The organism is Alloalcanivorax xenomutans (assembly GCF_032810065.1).
Classification (GTDB): Bacteria; Pseudomonadota; Gammaproteobacteria; order Pseudomonadales; family Alcanivoracaceae; genus Alloalcanivorax; species Alloalcanivorax xenomutans.
This window is the reverse complement of the sequence record NZ_CP136538.1, coordinates 4371789-4388948: the sequence shown is the minus strand read 5'-3', so window position 1 is coordinate 4388948 and position 17160 is coordinate 4371789. Positions and strand designations below refer to the sequence as shown.

Sequence of the window (17160 nt, the reverse complement as noted above, 5' to 3'; positions counted from 1 at the left end):
AACCGCGGGGTTACCTGAGCACGCGCCGTTAACATGACGTAAATCACATTCTACATTTTTTCATAGCCACCCTTTGTACATTCGTTCATTCGAGGTTCATCGGTTTTCAGGGGGACGGGGAGCTCAACCCTGGTCACTGGATGACCTGAATTTTTCGAACAATGGTTACTCAATGAGGGTGGAAGCGATGATTACGTCCATGGCAAGAGGCCTGCTACTGTGCTTGATGGTGGTCGCCCTGGCCGCCTGTGGTGGCAGTGGCGGTGGTGGTGGCGGCGGTACGCCGAACGATCCGAACAACCCGGGAACCCCGAATAACCCGGACAACCCCGATAACCCGGACAATCCGGATGACCCTGATAACCCGGACAATCCCGATGATCCGGATGATCCCGACAACCCTGATAACCCCGACGATCCCGACGAGCCGACTCCTGAAGAAGAAGCGGAGTTGTTGACGCTGATCGATAGCAACAACCATTTCACCGCTTCTGTTTGTCCTGGTGCTCTGATCGACTCCAATCTGGGCGATGCGATTGATGTTCTGACTTGTCAGAATGAAGCGCTTGAAAACATTTCCCTGAGCAACGACAACTTGCTGGGCCTGTTGTGTGCCAACGCGGTAGCGGACACCGAGTCCGGTCTGCTGGGTAGCGCCACCAATCCAGACTTCCTGCAAGCCTGTGTATTGGAAAGCGGCACTTACCTGAAGAACACCATCACTGGCTTGCTGGACGGTACCAGCCCGGTGACCCAGGCACTGTGTCCGGCTAACTCCCAGGACGCGGACGGCAACCCGGTGACCTGTCTGGTCGAGGTGCTGCAGTCCACTCCGGATACCATCCAGGGCGTGGTCGGCCTGCTGGGCTGCGAAGACATGATGAACCCGCAGACCTGCCTGACCGGCGTGGCCAACAACCTGGCCAGTGGCGAACTGCTGCTGGGCACCGTGAACACCGTTTCCATGGCGTTGTGCCCGGTGGCCACCAACGCGTCCGAGTTCAACCCGCAAGCGTGTCTTACCGAAGTGCTGGGCGCGGTAACCACCGTGGTTGGCCTGGGTGGCAACTGTGAAGATGGCGAGAACCAACTGACTTGTCTGCTGGATATCGGCGAAGGCCTGGGCCCGATCGCCGATGCCGTTGGCGGCATTCCGGTTCTGGGCGATCTGCTGGGCGGTCTGCTGGAAGGCGGCCTGCCGCTTCCGGGCGACGGCTCCGATCCGCTCACCAGCCTGCTGGAAAACCTGGGCATGCTGGGTGATCTGACCGGCGAGATTCCGGTTCTGGGTGATATCATTGGCGGTATCCTCAACGGCGATATCGGTGGTGACGGCGGCCTGCCGCTGGATCTGGAAGGTCTGCTGGGTGGTCTGAGCGGTGGCGATCTGGAAGCCGTGACCGGCCTGCTGGATCAAGTACCGGTGCTGGGCGACGTGCTGGAGCAAGTACTGGGCGCGCTGACCTGCGAATCCGGTAATCCGCTGTCTTGCCTGGCCGGTGCCGGCGACCAGCTGTCCGGTCTGACCGGTCTGCTGGGTGAGATTCCGGTGCTGGGTGACGTACTCGATCCCCTTCTGGCCACCTTGCTCGGCCTGGCCGACGGTGGCTTGGGTGGTGGTGACGGCAACCCGCTGGATATGCTCACCGGCGCTCTGGATCAGATCCCGGTACTGGGTGATCTGTTGAACCAGATACTGGGTACTTTGGGTGGTGGTCTGCCTGGCGGTGACGGCGGTTTCGAGCCTGATCTGTCCTTGCTGGAGAATATTCCGGTGCTGGGCGATCTGCTGACCGGCCTGCTGGGCGGCGCGCTGGGCGGTGACCTGGATCTGGACGGCCTGCTTGGTGGTGTCCTCGACGGCCCTGTCGGTGACGGCGGTGCCCTGGTTCCGACCGTGGGTGACCTGCTGGAGCAAATCCCGGCCCTGGGTGATCCGCTGGCCGGTCTGCTGGAAACCCTGACCGGTAACGATGAGAGCCTGCTGAAGCAGCTGTTGAGCCCGATTGAGGACGCCCTGCAGGACGTTCCTGTTCTGGGTGACCTGCTGAGCAGCCTGCTGGACCTGCTGTTCGGCTGGACCTGATACCCAGTCGATTCGCAACGAAGCAAAAAACGCCCCGGGAAGCGATTCCCGGGGCGTTTTCTTTTGGGGCAACGAGGCAAGGCACATCGCGGTGTTGTCCCGCCATTATGGAACGGCAAGATTCCCACGGAAGGGACTACGAAGCCGCTGTGGGAGCTTGCCTGCAAGCGAATTGGGGCCGTTTCTCAAGAATTCGCTTCACAGCCGCTCTCTAGTGCAGGCGCTGATCTTCCGGACTGAAGCGATGCGGCGGCAGGGTGATGCTGAGCACCCTTGGCCCCAGCATGCGGGTCTCGCCCTGGTAACGTTCGCCACCGGTGACGGTGAACTCGAAGCTGTAGCAGCGCAGCAGGCACAGCCCTCGGCCCGGATCGCGGCGTACCCGCACACGGCGCAGCGCCACGGTTTCGTCCAGCAACATCACGTCTTCTCTCTGGCAATACCGGCGTGTGGCCAGCAGGGCGCTTTCGCGAATCTTCTGGGCGCGCCAGAACAGGGCCGCGGCGATACACAAGGCGCTGAGCAAAAGCAGGTCCGTGAGTTGCAGATTCATGCTATGTCCGTCAGTTTGGTGATTACCCCGGTATTCACTCCGGGTAAAAGCGCAGTCAATGGCTTCCGGGAAGCCAAGTGAGGTGCTTATGCTGGCTTGGTTGAAACGTTGGTTCCACCGCCCCCCGTCAGCGCCGCCGGAGGAAGACTCCGGCGCCGCCCATGCCGGTGACGAGCCGGAGGATCTACATCGCGGCCGTCACCGTCTGAAGGAACGGTACACCAGCCATTGGGACCTGGACTACCTCAGTCAGGAAGAGCTGGACGAGTTGTTGGGTGACGATGATGATAAGGACCGCCCGGGCAGCTCGAACCGCCGCTGACCGGTTAATTCTTCAGCCGGTAGCCGGTTTTGAAGATCCAGTGGATCCCCCCCACGCACAGCACCATGAACAACACGGTCATGCCCAGGCTGATACCGACATTGACGTCGGCGACGCCATAAAAACTCCAACGGAACCCGCTGATCAGATACACCACGGGATTAAACAGCGTTATCGTTTGCCACACCGGCGGCAGCATGTTCACTGAATAGAAAGTGCCGCCGAGAAAAGTCAGTGGCGTGACGATCATCATCGGAATGATCTGCAGCTTCTCGAAGCCGTCCGCCCACACCCCGATGATGAAGCCGAACAGACTGAAGGTCACCGCGGTGAGTACCAGAAACGTCACCATCCACACCGGGTGGGCGATGTGGAAGTCCACGAACAGCCGCGCGGTGGCGAGGATCAGCAGGCCGAGAATGATCGACTTGCTGGCGGCGGCGCCGACGTAACCGGTGACGATTTCCACGTAGGACACCGGCGCCGACAGGACTTCATAGATGGTGCCCGAGAAACGCGGCATGTAGATGCCGAAGGAGGCGTTGGAAATGCTTTCGTTGAGCAGCATCAGCATGATCAGGCCGGGAATAATGAAAGCGCCGTAGCTGATACCGTCGATCTCCACCATGCGGGAGCCAATGGCGGAACCGAACACCACGAAATACAGCGAGGTGGAAATCACCGGCGAGGCGATGCTTTGCAGCAGCGTGCGCCAGGTGCGGGCCATCTCGAACAGATAGATGGCGCGAATGGCGTGGAAATTCATGCGGACTCCCTCCCGGGTGTGGTTTCATCATGGCGCGACTCATGGACCAGGTGCACGAAGATGTCCTCCAGAGAGCTTTCCCGGGTACGCAGATCGCGGAATTCGATGCCGTTGTCCTCAAGTTGACGCAATAACGGCGCGATGCCACTTTGCTCGTCGCGGGCGTCGAAGGTGAAGGTGATCTCCAGGCCGTCCTCGGACAGCGTCAACGGCAGGGCCGACAGGGCTTCGGGGATCCGCGTCAGCGGCGTCACCAGCTGCACATGCAGTTCGCGCTTGCCCAGTTTCTGCATCAGCGCGTTCTTTTCGTCCACCAGTACCAGCTTGCCATGGTTGATCACGCCGATACGGTCGGCCAGTTCCTCGGCTTCCTGAATGTAGTGGGTGGTCAGAATGATGGTGACGCCGCGCTCGCGCAGTTGTTCCACCAGTTGCCACATATCCCGGCGCAGCTCCACGTCGACGCCGGCGGTGGGTTCATCCAGGAACAGGATCTCCGGTTCATGGGACAGTGCCTTGGCGATCATCACGCGCCGCTTCATACCGCCGGACAACGCCATGATCTTGTCATTGCGTTTGTCCCACAGGGACAGGTCTTTCAGTATCCGTTCAATGTGAGCCGGATTACGTGGCTTGCCAAACAAGCCGCGGCTGAAGGTCACCGTTGCCCACACCGTTTCGAAGGCGTCGGTGGTCAGTTCCTGTGGCACCAGGCCAATCTTTCCGCGCGCCGCCCGGTAGTGCTGCTGGATGTCGAAACCGCCAGCCAGCACGGTGCCGGCGGTGGGGCGGACGATGCCGCAGATGATGCTGATCAGGGTGGTCTTGCCGGCGCCGTTGGGGCCAAGCAGGGCGAAGATTTCCCCTTTATGGATGTCCAGGTCGAGTTGTTTCAGCGCCTGGAAACCCGAGTCGTAGGTCTTGTTGAGATTTCTGACCGAGATAACCGTATCCACGGAGGCTCCTTGTGATGAGGCTTTGTTTCTGGTCGAAGCGGCTCGAAGTAAATCGACGATACCACCACGGTATTGCGAATTCAGAAAGAAAAAGCTACAACCTCAAGCATTGTTAAGGTCAAAGGTGAATCATGGAAAGGCTCAATGCCGATAATGTGGGCAAGGCGCTCACCGTGGGCCAGGTGGCCGAACGCACCGGCCTTGCGGTGTCCGCCATTCATTTTTATGAAGCCAAGGGGTTGATCCAGAGCCGCCGCAGCAGTGGCAATCAGCGGCGCTATACCCGTGACGTGCTGCGGCGGCTGGCGGTCATCAAGATTGCCCAGCGAACCGGCATTCCGCTGGCGGAAATCGCCCAGGCGCTGGCCACCCTGCCGGAGGAGCGTACCCCCAATGCCAAGGACTGGGGGCGCCTGTCGGCCCAATGGCGCGAGGATCTGGACAAGCGCATCGAGCGGCTGACCCTGCTGCGGGATCAACTCAGTGGTTGCATCGGCTGCGGCTGTCTTTCCCTGTCCGCCTGTCCGTTGCGTAACCCCATGGACGAACTGGCGGAAGAAGGCAGCGGTGCCCGTCTGGTGGACCCGGACTGAACCGGGTTCACCGTTCCCGGCATCGGCTCTCCAGAATACGCTGCTGGTTCTCCTTGTCGAGAATCGGGAACAGACTCCGGCTGACCCGGATCACGCCGACCTTCCAGGTACGATCGGTCAGACAGACAAAGTGGCGGCTGTCTTTGTAGCCTTCCCCATACAGCGTGCTCTCCTCATGGCTCTCGCTGTAGCGGAACAGCGGTGTGCGATGGCCGGTGAACAGCACCATGGTACGGTCCCCGGGACCATGGTAGTAACGCACCTGGAAGTCCACGGCCGGTGGCGCCAACAGCAGCAGTAGCGCGCAAAGGGCCAGGCCCGTCGTCAACGTGAAGATCAGGCCCGGGCGCCGTCCGCGCAGCTGGCGAATAAACAGAATCATCACGAGGATCACGGACGCCGCCATCAGCAGCGCCAGTAGCCAGGGCAGACCCCAGATCTGAGCGCCGGCGGCGCTGATGTCATCACCTATGGTCCGGTAGCCCGGGGCCAGATAGTCCCAATCCAGCAACAGCGACAGCAGGGTCACGGCGGCCCAGCCCAAAGTCGCCACAATGGCGAGCATCAACCCCGGTGCCGGACGATAGAGAGGCGATTCGACGGCACGCTCATTGCTCATGGCGGCACTCCAGTCGTTCGCTGTGAATGTAGGTGCCCTCGGGCAGCACCACCTTACAGGGCAGCTTCGCCTGCGCCAGGAACCGGTTTCGCTCCCGGGTTTGACGCTCGAAGCCGCCAGGCGGCAGCATCAGGCCCAACGAGCAGATTTCCTCCGGCGGACCGGCCATGTCCAGGCGGATCGGTTCGCCGCGCCACTGCCGGGCCAGGTCGTAGAGCGTCTCCAGAGCGCTGTCGTGGCTCACCATCCAGGGCATCACGTACAGTGCCTGACACAGGGCGTTGGTGTCCCGCCTTGGCGCCAATATGGCGGTGAACATGGGCACGATCGGCGGCAGGGGCAGGGTCTTCTCACTGAACTCGAACTGCTCATAGACCTTCCGAACGGCCTTGCTCTGTCGTTTGAAACGTTCTTCCCGGGGCAGCTTGTCCATCTCGGCGCCCAGCATTCTTTGCTGGTGGTTGAAAACTCCGGCACCGGTGGCCCGGCGCAGCAGGGTAATTACGTGCTCAGAAGGTTCCGGGTCGGTGTAGAAGCGGGCCAGCGCCACGCAATCCCGAGGGTCTTCCGCCTGGCTGGGCAAATTGGGCAGATTGACACTGACAATGCGCCGGGACACATCGGTGGCGCCTTTTGGTGTCGTCGCCCAGAGCCGGGATAGAAACAACTGCAGCACGGCGCTGTCCGCTGGCACCGCGAGCCCTTGCTTCTTGAGAAAAACCGCGTAGTCCGCGTCGCAGTGGAGATTGGCCGCGGTGTAGTCGAATGCCCGGTAGCCGCCGGTCTCGCGCAAGTGGGAGACGGACATCGGATCTTCCCCGCGCCAGCCAAAACCGGTGTCTTCACGTGGTGTCTCCACCGGTACAAGGTCGGTCAGGCCCAGTTTGAACAGGGCATAGCGTTGATACCATTGGGCGTCGTCGGGCTGCAGCCAAGCCTGGACGTGTGGCCGGCTGCCGAGCACCAGAGCGATGTCCGCCAAGGTGAGCGGGGCCGGGGAGGCCGGATCGGTGTGCAGCAGTTTCGCCAAAGCACCGCGCAGTGGCTCGCCCACATCGGTCAGTTGCAGTGCGAGCCGGCCTTTCTCGGCGTGATGTTGATCAAGCAAGGCTCTGGCCTGGTCGGCATCGCCCCTCACCAGAGCGCCTTCCAGCCCGTCCAATTGCGTCATCAATTGATGGCGGAAGCGCAGACATTCCTCCATTCCGCCGGTGCGCGATTCGGTCAGGGCCTCGGGCGTGCGCCAGCGATAATGCTGCTGGAAACGAAACAGGCCCCGGGCTTCCACCCGCTCTTCAATGCAGGCCGTGGGGCCGGAAGCAGGCTCGTTGAAGTTCACCAGTTCGGTGGTCATGGACTGACGCCGCCAGCCTTCACCCACCAGTTCCGGCAGAGAGCGGAGTGACACGGTAATCCCTTCGCCACCCCAGTCCAGTTGCACCAGCCTCATGGGTGAGGCGACCAGCATCAGCACGGCGATCCCGGCCAGTATCAGGAGGGGGCCGCGCGGACGCCGGCGTAGTAGCAGTATCAACGCCAGGCCCAGGAGAAGGGCAGCGCAAAAGAAGTGAACGCCGGCCTGGGCATAGCGGTCCAGAAAAAACGGGGAGGCGGCCCTGGCGGTGGTCCAGGCCAGCCCGGCCAGGACGGCGGCCACGATCAGACACAGCAAGGCGGTGATGCGGGACCAGACGGGGTTGATGCGCATGCGGGCTCCTTTCCCTCCGCCCCGGTGGCGTAGCAACTTTGGACAGACTCCAGGGGCGAAGCGAATGGTATTGAATGATGGCGGTACTGGCCACCCGCCGCTGTCCCGGAATGGTAAAAAGGGCATGCTATGCTGCATGGCGATGTTGAGTACCTTACATTGCGTGAGAACGGGTGTTGGAGGGACCATGAGCATTCTGCAGCTTCCCCAGGCGGTGCCCACGGCGATACTGATGGATTGGCACGCCACCCTGGTGGATACCCATGACGCCATGTATCACGCCATCGACGATGTGCTGCCCCGTCTGGAAGCGCTGGGCCTGCGTGACCGGCTGCTGACCACTGAGCAGTCGAAGACGCTGGAAGACGCCCGTTTGGTCAAATACGTCCGTGACCACCACCGTCTGCACCCGAAAATCACCGCCCAGCGCAAAATCTCGCGCACCGATATCTTCGAAGTGCTGTTCGGCTCGGATCAGGACGCCAAGGCCCGTATCCACGCGGCCTTCGATGACTGCTACAAGAAGTACGTGGACGATGTCCACGCGCTGGAGCCGGATACCACCTCACAGTTGCGCCGGTTGCGGGAGCTGGGCATTCCCATGGGCATCATCAGCAATCGCAAAAGAGACTATCTGGAGCACGAGTTGAGCCGGCTGGAGGACGGGGCCTGGATCGAGCTGTTCGATGTGATCGTCTGCGGCGATGACGTGGCCCACCGAAAGCCAGCCCCGGATATGCTTCTCGAAGCATTACGGCGGCTTGGGCAGCAGCCCGGCCCCACCTGCTGGTATCTGGGCGACAGCACCACCGACGTGATCGCGGGCAAGGAAGCCGGCGTCACCGCCGTGTTCTACAACGGCGCCCAGTGGTCGCAGTCCTGGCTCGACAAGATCTTCCCCGGTTCGCCACGCCACCCCCACCGCCCGGATGCGGTGGTGACCCGTTTCGGGGAGCTGGTGCGGCTGGTGCGTGACATGGTGGCCAACGGCAAACGGGTCCAGCGGGCGGCGGAAGCGGCCTTCACTCCTCCTGAAGGCAGACTTAGGGAAAACTGAATTGTCTCCATTGGCCCGGGCGGGCAGTGTGATAGAGCCGGCCCGACGGCACGGCCCGGTGATGACAACAACAATTCAGTGATTGGGGCTGTGGATGCGTGCTTGGGCCCCAGGAGAAGTACACTATGACTCTGACTGCCCGTACGGCCGGTTTGGCCGCCTTTTGTCTGACCCTGTTCAGCGGTGTCGCCACCGCCACCGACCTGTCCTACTCTTCCCCGTTCCCGAGCAACCACACTACCGTGGCCAAGGGCATCGAGCCTCTTGCCAAAGGCCTGGAGGAGGCGTCCGGCGGTGATCTGAAGCTGACGGTCTATTCCGGTGGCGTGATGGCCAAAGGACCGGCGACCCTGTCCACGATCCAGCGCGGCATCGTTGACTCCGGCCTGGTGGTTCCAGCCTGGGTCACCAGCCAGATTCCCGCCACCGACACCATCGCCTCGCTGATGCTGGCGGTCAGCGATGCCCGCGTGGCCGCCGCCGCCGCCAACGAGTACTACCTGCTCAAATGCCCCGAGTGCATGCAGGAGCACCTGAAACACAACGCCCGGCCGCTGGCGTTTTACGGCTCCGCGCCCTATCACTTCGAATGCCGCCAGGAACTCGACAGCCTGGACGACCTGGCCGGCAAGCGGGTGCGTGCCACCAGCACGCCATTGGTGAACTGGGTGGAGCAATTCGGCGCCACCATCGTCGCGGTCCCCACCGAGGACATCTATCAGGCGCTGCAGCGTGGACAGGCGGACTGCAACGTCGGCCCGCTGGCCTACATGCACACGCTCAATCTGAAGGAAGTGGTGAAGTGGGTCAGTGATATGCCGTTCGGTTCCTATTACGGCGCCACCGTCCTGGAAGTGAACGACAAAACCTGGAAAAAACTTTCTGATGACGAGCGCGCGGTGATCTCGTCCCAGTTGGCGAAACTGGTTCGCGACGTCACCGAAGGCTACGAAGATGATTCCGCCAAGGCGCGTTCCGAAGGCGAAGCCGCCGGCGTGGTATTCGCCAAGCCTTCCGAAACCGAGAGCAAGAAGCTGGCCGATCATGTCGATAGCGAATTCCGGCGGGTGCTGGCGCTGGCCAAGGAGCGTGGGGTTGGCGGTGATGACCCGGCCGCTTTTCTCCAGGGGTTCCTGGACACTCTGAGCAAATGGGAAAAACTCGTCGCCGACCTGGACGGTGACTACGATGCCTATCAGCAGGCACTGCAAGACGAAATTTTCTCCAAGCTGTAGCCGATAGAGCGACGGGCGGCGCCTTCACCGGTGGCCGCCGTGTCCTCCCTTTTCAAGACGCCCTTTCAAGCCTCTTTTTTAAGGAAATACAATGAAGGCTCTCGACCGTCTGCTGATGCGGTTGGTGCAGGGGTTCGCCCTGATCGCCGCCTGCGCCATGCTGGTGATGATGGGCCAGGTGACGCTGGATGTGTTGTTGCGCTGGCTCGCCAACCACCCGATCGATGGCACCCTGGAACTGGTCGCCAACTACTACATGGTGGCGTTGATTTTCCTGCCCCTGGGGCTGCTGACCTATACCCGTGATCACATCACCGTGGAGCTGTTTACCCGGCACATGGGTGAACGCCCGCTGGCGGTACTCGATCTGCTTGGCAATGTGGTGGCGTTGATTTATGTGGGTGTTTTGATCTGGATGGGGACCTTGGAAGCCTGGGACATGACTCTGATCGGCGAAACCTGGACCGCCGGTGTCGGCGAGATCGTGGTGTGGCCGGCCCGTTGGCTGGTACCCGCTGGCGGTCTGCTGATGGCGGCACTGTTCCTGCTGCACGCGGTGGATGACCTGATCATGCTCGTTGCCGGTCAACGCTCACTGGAGCCGATCAATCCGTTCTCCGCGTGGGACCAAGACGACACCGTGGCCTGAGGAATTTGTCATGACCGATATGATGATCGGCCTGAGCGGCGTCGGCATTTTGCTGCTGCTCATGGCTTTGCGTGTGCCCATTGCGGTGTCCCTGGGCGTGGTATCCCTGGGGGGAATCGTTGCCCTGAGGGGGGTCGATCCGGCGCTGGGCATGCTGCGTGCCATGCCCTATGAATTCGGTGCCAGCTGGACCCTGTCGGCGGTGCCCATGTTCCTGTTGATGGGGGCTTTCGCTTATCACTCCGGCTTGACCCGGCTGCTCTACGACGCCGCCCGGCTCTGGCTGATGCGGGTGCCCGGCGGGCTCGCCCTGGCCACCAATTTCGGATCCGCCGGTTTCGCGGCGGTATCCGGCTCCTCCATGGCCACCACCGCGTCCATGGGGCGGCTGGCCATTCCAGAGATGCTCCGCTACGGCTATGACCGGGGGCTCGCCACCGGCACCGTGGCCGCGTCCGGCACCCTGGGGGCACTGATCCCGCCTTCGATTCTGTTCATTATCTACGGCTGGTACACCGAGCAGTCGATCAGCAAGCTGTTTCTCGCCGGGGTTATTCCCGGCCTGCTCACCGCCGTTTTCTTCGCCTCCATGATCGTGATCCGTTGCTGGCTTAATCCGAAGTTGGCGCCGCAACGGCATGAGCAGGTGAGCTGGGCGGAACGCATGGCCAGTCTGCGCGCGGTATGGCCATTGCCGTTGTTGGTGCTGGGCGTGCTCGGCAGTATCTACGGCGGTGTCGCCAGCCCCACCGAAGCCGGGGCTCTCGGAGCCGCCATGACGCTGGCCATTGCGCTGCTGCAACGGCGTTTGCCCTGGCGTGCCTTTTGCGCGTCGCTGGCGGAAGCTCTGCGTACCACCGCATCGATTTTCTTCATCGCCATCGGCGCGGTCATGCTGACCCGCTTCCTGGCCATGGCCGGCCTTTCCACCGGATTGGTGGAGCTGGTGACGTCCATGGATATGACCGTGGCCTGGGCCTTGCTGGCACTGGTGCTGGTTTACCTGGTACTGGGTATGTTTCTCGATCCGCTGGGTGTCATGTTGCTGACACTGCCTGTGTTCCTGCCGGTATTTCATGCCCTGAACATGGATCTGATCTGGATTGGCGTGCTGGTGGTGAAGTTGATTGAAGTCGGGCTGCTGACGCCGCCGGTGGGCATGAACGTCTACGTGGTGAAGAGCGTGGTGGGCGACCAGGTGGCTCTGGGTACCGTGTTCAAGGGCCTGCTCTGGTTCCTGCTGTGTGAAGCGCTGTTGCTGCTATTGCTGAGCAGCTTCCCGCAACTGGCGCTATGGTTGCCGAACCTGGTGGGCTGAGAAAAAACAAGTATCGCATAACGCACACGCTGGGGGTGGCTGCAAGCCGATTCGCCGCCAAGGCAGCTCCCACAGCGGCTCCGTGGCCGTTGCTGCGGGAAGCGTGCTTGCTCGCGAATACGGCGTGAATTCATATCTCCAATTCCGTTAAGCCCCCGGTCCCGGCGTCGCCAGCAGGTAGTCCACCAACTCGCGGGCGAAGGTCGGTAATGCTTCCAGCTCCCGCACACAGATTTTCATCTCCCGTTCGGCCCAGGCGTCGGACAGTTCGATGACATGGATATCCATGGACCGGGCCAGCCGGCGCGCCGCGGAGCGGGGCAGCAGACCGATGCCGGCGTTCGCTTCCACCATGCGGCACAGCGCGTCGAAACTGGAAACCTGGACACGGATCTGGGTATCCAGGCCCAACTCGCTGGCCACCTGGGCCATAAAGGTGTGGATGGCACTGCCGGAGTGAAGGGACACGAAGTCGTGGCCCAGCGCTTCCTTGAAGGCCAGTCGCGCGCGGCTGGCCAGGGGATGGTTCAAGGCGGTGGTCAGCACCAGCCGGTCGCCGTGATAGGGAAGCGCCTGCAGGCCTTCGGTGGACACCGAGCCGGCGACGATGCCAATGTCGGTGGCGCCGTCCTGGACCGCCTTGACGATGTCGTGGCTGAGCCGCTCGCGCAGATCCATATCCACCCGCGGATGGTCGGACAGGAACCGGCCCAGCGCGGCGGGCAGGAACTCGGTCATGGCGGTGGTGTTGGCGAACAGGCGCACCCGGCCTTTGACTCCCTGGCCGTACTCCGCCAGATCGCCGAGCAGGCGTTCGCTTTGCTGCAGAATGCGCAAGGCGTTGCGCAACATGGCCTGACCGGCGGGGGTGAGTGTCACGCCCTGGCTGGCGCGGTTGAGCAGACGGGTACCGATGGCATCTTCCAGATTCTTGATGCGCATGCTCGCCGCCGCCAGGGACAGGCAGGAGCGTTCGGCGCCACGGGTCAGGCTGTTGGCTTCGGCGATATTGATGAACAGGCGCAGGTCCACCAGGTCGAAGAACAGCCGCTGCGTGGAGTTGGCCATCTCAGCTGAGCAACTGGCCGCCGTCCACCGCCAGCGTCTGGCCGGTGATCCAGCGCGCCTGCGGGGAAGCCAGGAACAGCACCGGTTCGGCGATGTCATCCGGCGCGCCAAAGCGGCCGAACGGGATGCCGGCCAGGATATTTTGATACAGCGTCGGATTATCGCGGCGGGCGTCGTCCCAGACACCGCCGGGAAATTCCACTGACCCTGGTGCCACCGCGTTGACGCGGATCCCGTCGCCGGCCAGCCGCAACGCCAGGCTGCTGGTGTAGTGACTCACCGCCGCCTTTACCGCGGCATAGGGGGCGGTGCGAACGGAGGGGTGGAATTGGGCGATGGAGGTCAGGTTGATGATCGACGCCCGGGAAGATTCCCGCAGATACGGCAGGCTGGCGTGACAGGCGCGCACCGTGCCCATCAGATCCACGTTCATGCTCATGCCCCAGCCGCTTTCGTCATCACCGCGTCCGAAGGCCGAAGCGCAGTTGACCAGTACGTCGAGCCCGCCGAGGGCTTGTGCCGCATCACGGATATAGCCGTCGATAGCGGTCTTATCACCCAGGTCGCAGGTGGCTACATGCAGTTCCCACCCCTTGGCGGCGGCGTCCTGGCGCAAGGCGTCCAGCGTCTCGGCGCCACGGGCGCAGACCGAGACCCGGGCGCCGGCCGCCGCGAACGCCAGGGCGATGGCGCGGCCGATGCCACGGCTGCCGCCGGCCACCACCACGCGCGTGTCGTTGAAATCGAATCCCATCTGTCTCTCCCTTTGATGCCGGCCAAACCGGGCCGATCGAGGGGTTACTGTACGCCGAAAGGGACGTCAGGACAGCCCCGTGGCAATACCGGCAGGTTGGTATGAATCGGCGTGGCTTCCGTGGCGCGGGTGTGCGGCAAGGCTCTTGAAATTTTTCTTGTGGCCACCATCATCCCTCACCACTGAAGGTTCCGTTCGTGGATTTTCTCAGTCACTGAAAAGGTTATTGAACACCCAGGCAACAGGCGGATCGTGCCGCCGCGCTGGAACTGATCGCAAATCTCGGAGGTGATTTGATGTCAGCACCGACGCTATCACGTCAGTCTTATCCCAGGTCTTTCCGGTCTGGAAACGACCCCTATCCCACCCGCCTTGCGCGGACTCCGGACCTTCCCTGGCTGCAACGCCGTGAGGCAGTGGTCAAAGGCGACGCCGGACAGGGCCCGCTGTCCGCGGATCAACTGGAGCGGTTTGAACGTCAGGGCTTTCTGTTCGAACCCGGCTTTCTCAATGCCGGCGAGGTCGCGGCGCTGCGACGGGAAATGTCCTCGCTGATGAATACGCCGTCATTTCGAGGGCGCCCTTTCACCATCACGGAGCCGGACAGCCGTGAAATCCGTTCTCTGTTCGCGGTGCACTTCCTGTCCCGGCGTTTCCGCCAACTGGCGGAGGACCCGCGTTTGATCGGCCGGGCCCGCCAGATTCTGGGCGGTGAACCCTATGTGCATCAGTCCCGGATCAACTACAAACCCGGCTTCAAGGGCAAGGGGTTCAACTGGCATTCGGACTTCGAGACCTGGCACGCGGAGGATGGCATGCCGGCCATGCACGCGGTCAGCGCTTCCATCGTGCTCACCGACAATCACACTTTCAACGGCCCTCTGATGCTGATCCCGGGGTCGCACAAAGTGTTCGTGCCCTGTCTCGGTGAGACTCCGGAAAATCATCATGAACAGTCATTGCAACGGCAGGAGATCGGTGTTCCCGGCGAGGCGATCCTGGCGGAGTTGATCCGGCGGCACGGTATCGAGGCGCCCACCGGTGCCGCCGGTGGTCTGCTGCTGTTCGACTGCAACACGCTACACGGCTCCAACGCCAATATGTCGCCGGACCCGCGCAGTAATGTGTTTTTCGTCTATAACCGCCGCGATAACCGCTGCCAGGCACCGTTCGCCGCGCGCCGCCGGCGCCCGGAATTCCTGGCCCACGACCCGGACCGGGAGTGGACGCCGGACCTCTGATGCCGGACCCAAACGCAGAGGTAGCCACAAGGCCACTGTAGGAGCTTGCCCTGCAAGCGAATGGTGTTTCACGGCCTAAAGGATTCGCTTGCAGAGCTGGCTCCTACAGCGGCGCCGTAGCCGCTTCCAGGTGCTCCGTTTATTCGTCCCGATGCTTGAAGAACCGCTGGATGCTGGAGAAATCCAGGCCGCCGTTACCGGCGTTGGCGTGCAGCCCATACAGGCTCTTGGCCAGCGCGCCCATGGGCGTGGCGGACTTGCTGGCCAGCGCGGCTTCCAGGGCCAGGCCGAGATCCTTGTTCATCAGGTTGACGCCGAAGCCGCCCTGATAGTCGTTGCTGGAAGGCACGCCCTCCATGACCCCGGGCCAGGGGTTGTAGACTTCCAGGGACCAGTTGCGGCCGGAGCTGGCGAACATGATGTCCGACAGGACCTTGGGATCGAGGCCGTGATCGACGCCCAGTTGCAGGGCTTCGGCGGTGCCGATCATGTGGACCGCCAACAGCATGTTGTTGCAGATTTTCGCCACTTGCCCGGCGCCATTGTCACCGGCACGGAAAATCTTGCTGCCCATGCACTCGAGCACCGCGCGGGCGCGCTCCACCGCATCTTCCGGGCCGCCGCAGATGAACGTCAGGGTGCCGGCCTTGGCACCGCCGACGCCGCCGGATACCGGGGCGTCGATCATCACCCGGCCGCTGTCGGCGGCGGCGCCGGCCAGCTCGCGGGCGGTGGCGGCATCAATGGTGGAGCAGTCGATGATCAGGCTGTCCTGGCCGATGGCGTCGAGAATACCGTCGTCTCCCAGGTAGAGCCCTTTGGCGGCGGCGCCGGAGGGCAGCATGCTGATCACCACCTCGGCGTTCTCCACCGCCTGCTTTGGTGAGTCGGCGGCGCTGGCACCGGCGTTCACCGCTTCCTGCAGCAAGGCGGGCACCAGATCAAAGGCGAGCACCTCATGACCGGCCTTGACCAGATTGGCGGCCATCGGACCGCCCATGTGTCCGACACCAAAAAACGCGATTCTCATAATTATTCCTCCAGCTGCTGAAGCCGACGCGGTGCCCGTTTTACAGATCCTTTCTATAGGTCCGCTAACGGGTCGGGTACGCCGGGAAGTTGATAAAATTCCGCCAGGTATGCCGGTGTGATGTCGGAAACCGAGCGGTGTTTGAAACGGGGCTGGCCGTCCTTGTCGATCAACAGGGCGCGCACGCCCTCCTGGAAATCGCCGTGCAGCGCGCACTGCACCGCCACGCGCCATTCCATGCGGAACACATCGGCCAGCGTCATGTCGGCGCCACGGTGCCAGTTTTCCCACACCAGGGCGGCGGTTTGCGGGCAGCCCCGGGCGAGCGTGGCCGCGGCCTTGCTCAACCAGCGGTCGTCGCTGTCGAGACCGGTGATTGCCTCGACCACCTGGCTCAGATCGTCCCCGCCGCAGAGCCGATCGATCTCGTCACGATGTTCGCTTACCGGGCTTTGCGGCAGGGTGTCCGCGGCCAGCGCGAAGCCGGCCAGCGCCTCGCTGACCTGGCTGTCGTGACGCTGTGGGTCGCTGTCCCAATTCAATTCGCTGAGCGCACTCATCACCGCCGCCTTGCTCTCATGGGCGATGGCCACGTCACCGAGGCCGATGGCGAGGCCGTCGCTGACGTTAATGTTGGCGCCGGTCAGCCCCAGGAACAGGCCGACCTTGCCGGGCATGCGACTGAGGAAGTAACTGCCGCCCACGTCCGGAAACAGACCGATGGTGATTTCCGGCATGGCGATGCGCGCGGTTTCGGTAAGCACTTTGTGCGAGGCGCCGGCCAGCAGGCCGAGCCCGCCGCCCATGATGATGCCATTGCCCCAGCAGATCAGCGGCTTGCCGAACGTATGCAGCCGATGATCCAACTGGTATTCGCGACCGAAGAACGCTTCCGCGTGCCGGTTCCGCTCACCCTGTGGCGTGGCCACCATGCTTTCGTACAGGCGCACGATGTCGCCGCCGGCGCAGAACGCCTTATCGCTGTTGGCGTCCAGCCAGACCGCCTGGATCGTGTCATCGCCCTGCCAGGCGGACAATTGCCCCTCCAGCAGGTCGATCATTTCCAGGGACAGGGAGTTGAGGCTTTTCGGTGCGTTCAGGGTGGCGCGGCCGATACGGCCGTGACGGCCTTCCAGGACTTCGAACGTCACGGGGGCGGTGCTGTCGCTCACGGTGCTATCCATTAACAGGACTCTCCATCAATT

The 17160-nt window shown here is 62.5% G+C and carries 17 protein-coding genes; 8 read left to right on the top strand and 9 right to left on the bottom strand.

Annotation, left to right across the window (positions count from 1 at the left end):
• Nucleotides 1-199 precede the first annotated feature (199 nt).
• A complete protein-coding gene (locus RYH70_RS20250) occupies nucleotides 200-2086 on the top strand; it encodes a hypothetical protein (RefSeq protein ID WP_233917639.1) in 1887 nt (628 codons plus the stop codon).
• 211 nt (nucleotides 2087-2297) lie between these two features.
• Here RYH70_RS20250 and RYH70_RS20245 read toward each other — a convergent pair whose 3' ends face one another.
• Complete coding sequence (locus RYH70_RS20245) at nucleotides 2298-2639, bottom strand: DUF3301 domain-containing protein (protein WP_022997269.1); 342 nt, start codon at nucleotides 2637-2639, stop codon at nucleotides 2298-2300.
• 88 nt (nucleotides 2640-2727) lie between these two features.
• On the opposite strand from RYH70_RS20245, the gene RYH70_RS20240 reads away from it, so the two are divergent.
• On the top strand, nucleotides 2728-2961 hold the full coding sequence (locus RYH70_RS20240) for a hypothetical protein (protein WP_022997268.1): 234 nt from the start codon (nucleotides 2728-2730) through the stop codon (nucleotides 2959-2961).
• A 4-nt stretch (nucleotides 2962-2965) separates the two neighbouring features.
• Here the strand turns inward: RYH70_RS20240 and RYH70_RS20235 are convergent, their stop codons facing one another.
• The gene (locus RYH70_RS20235) at nucleotides 2966-3727 is read right to left on the bottom strand and encodes an ABC transporter permease (RefSeq protein ID WP_022997267.1); all 762 of its coding nucleotides are present in this window, start codon (nucleotides 3725-3727) and stop codon (nucleotides 2966-2968) included.
• Nucleotides 3724-4683, bottom strand: coding sequence for an ABC transporter ATP-binding protein (locus RYH70_RS20230; RefSeq protein WP_022997266.1), 960 nt, complete (start codon nucleotides 4681-4683; stop codon nucleotides 3724-3726). The genes RYH70_RS20235 and RYH70_RS20230 overlap by 4 nt, the downstream gene beginning before the upstream one ends.
• Before the next feature lie 131 nt (nucleotides 4684-4814).
• On the opposite strand from RYH70_RS20230, the gene soxR reads away from it, so the two are divergent.
• Entirely contained in the window at nucleotides 4815-5276 is a 462-nt protein-coding gene (soxR, locus tag RYH70_RS20225; protein ID WP_022997265.1) for a redox-sensitive transcriptional activator SoxR, read from the top strand.
• Between the two features lie 7 nt (nucleotides 5277-5283).
• Here soxR and RYH70_RS20220 read toward each other — a convergent pair whose 3' ends face one another.
• Together RYH70_RS20220 and RYH70_RS20215 are read right to left on the bottom strand one after the other, a co-directional pair.
• Complete coding sequence (locus tag RYH70_RS20220) at nucleotides 5284-5895, bottom strand: hypothetical protein (protein ID WP_317009582.1); 612 nt, start codon at nucleotides 5893-5895, stop codon at nucleotides 5284-5286.
• The gene (locus RYH70_RS20215) at nucleotides 5885-7603 is read right to left on the bottom strand and encodes a hypothetical protein (protein WP_317009581.1); all 1719 of its coding nucleotides are present in this window, start codon (nucleotides 7601-7603) and stop codon (nucleotides 5885-5887) included. Before RYH70_RS20215 ends, RYH70_RS20220 begins: the two co-directional genes overlap by 11 nt.
• A 187-nt stretch (nucleotides 7604-7790) precedes the next feature.
• Between RYH70_RS20215 and RYH70_RS20210 the strand changes: the two genes are divergently transcribed.
• The 4 genes from RYH70_RS20210 (at nucleotide 7791) to RYH70_RS20195 (ending at nucleotide 11862) form a co-directional block, all read left to right on the top strand.
• On the top strand, nucleotides 7791-8660 hold the full coding sequence (locus tag RYH70_RS20210) for an HAD family hydrolase (RefSeq protein ID WP_317009580.1): 870 nt from the start codon (nucleotides 7791-7793) through the stop codon (nucleotides 8658-8660).
• 125 nt (nucleotides 8661-8785) lie between these two features.
• Nucleotides 8786-9895 (top strand): TRAP transporter substrate-binding protein DctP, encoded by a 1110-nt coding sequence (dctP, locus tag RYH70_RS20205; protein WP_317009579.1) that lies wholly within the window; start codon nucleotides 8786-8788, stop codon nucleotides 9893-9895.
• Between the two features lie 91 nt (nucleotides 9896-9986).
• Nucleotides 9987-10544, top strand: coding sequence for a TRAP transporter small permease subunit (locus RYH70_RS20200; protein WP_317009578.1), 558 nt, complete (start codon nucleotides 9987-9989; stop codon nucleotides 10542-10544).
• Nucleotides 10545-10554: 10 nt separating this feature from the next.
• Nucleotides 10555-11862 carry a TRAP transporter large permease gene (locus tag RYH70_RS20195; RefSeq protein ID WP_317009577.1) on the top strand — a complete coding sequence of 436 codons (1308 nt, stop codon included), beginning with the start codon at nucleotides 10555-10557 and terminating at the stop codon, nucleotides 11860-11862.
• Between the two features lie 147 nt (nucleotides 11863-12009).
• Here the strand turns inward: RYH70_RS20195 and RYH70_RS20190 are convergent, their stop codons facing one another.
• Nucleotides 12010-12930 carry a LysR substrate-binding domain-containing protein gene (locus tag RYH70_RS20190; protein ID WP_317009576.1) on the bottom strand — a complete coding sequence of 307 codons (921 nt, stop codon included), beginning with the start codon at nucleotides 12928-12930 and terminating at the stop codon, nucleotides 12010-12012.
• Nucleotide 12931: 1 nt separating this feature from the next.
• Nucleotides 12932-13684: an SDR family NAD(P)-dependent oxidoreductase gene (locus tag RYH70_RS20185; RefSeq protein ID WP_022997257.1), complete on the bottom strand. Its 753-nt coding sequence runs from the start codon at nucleotides 13682-13684 to the stop codon at nucleotides 12932-12934.
• A 296-nt stretch (nucleotides 13685-13980) separates the two neighbouring features.
• On the opposite strand from RYH70_RS20185, the gene thpD reads away from it, so the two are divergent.
• Entirely contained in the window at nucleotides 13981-14925 is a 945-nt protein-coding gene (thpD, locus tag RYH70_RS20180) for an ectoine hydroxylase (RefSeq protein WP_097059083.1), read from the top strand.
• Nucleotides 14926-15064: 139 nt separating this feature from the next.
• Here thpD and mmsB read toward each other — a convergent pair whose 3' ends face one another.
• A complete protein-coding gene (gene mmsB, locus RYH70_RS20175; RefSeq protein WP_022994658.1) occupies nucleotides 15065-15955 on the bottom strand; it encodes a 3-hydroxyisobutyrate dehydrogenase in 891 nt (296 codons plus the stop codon).
• 53 nt (nucleotides 15956-16008) lie between these two features.
• Entirely contained in the window at nucleotides 16009-17139 is a 1131-nt protein-coding gene (locus RYH70_RS20170) for an enoyl-CoA hydratase/isomerase family protein (protein ID WP_317009575.1), read from the bottom strand.
• Nucleotides 17140-17160 lie beyond the last annotated feature (21 nt).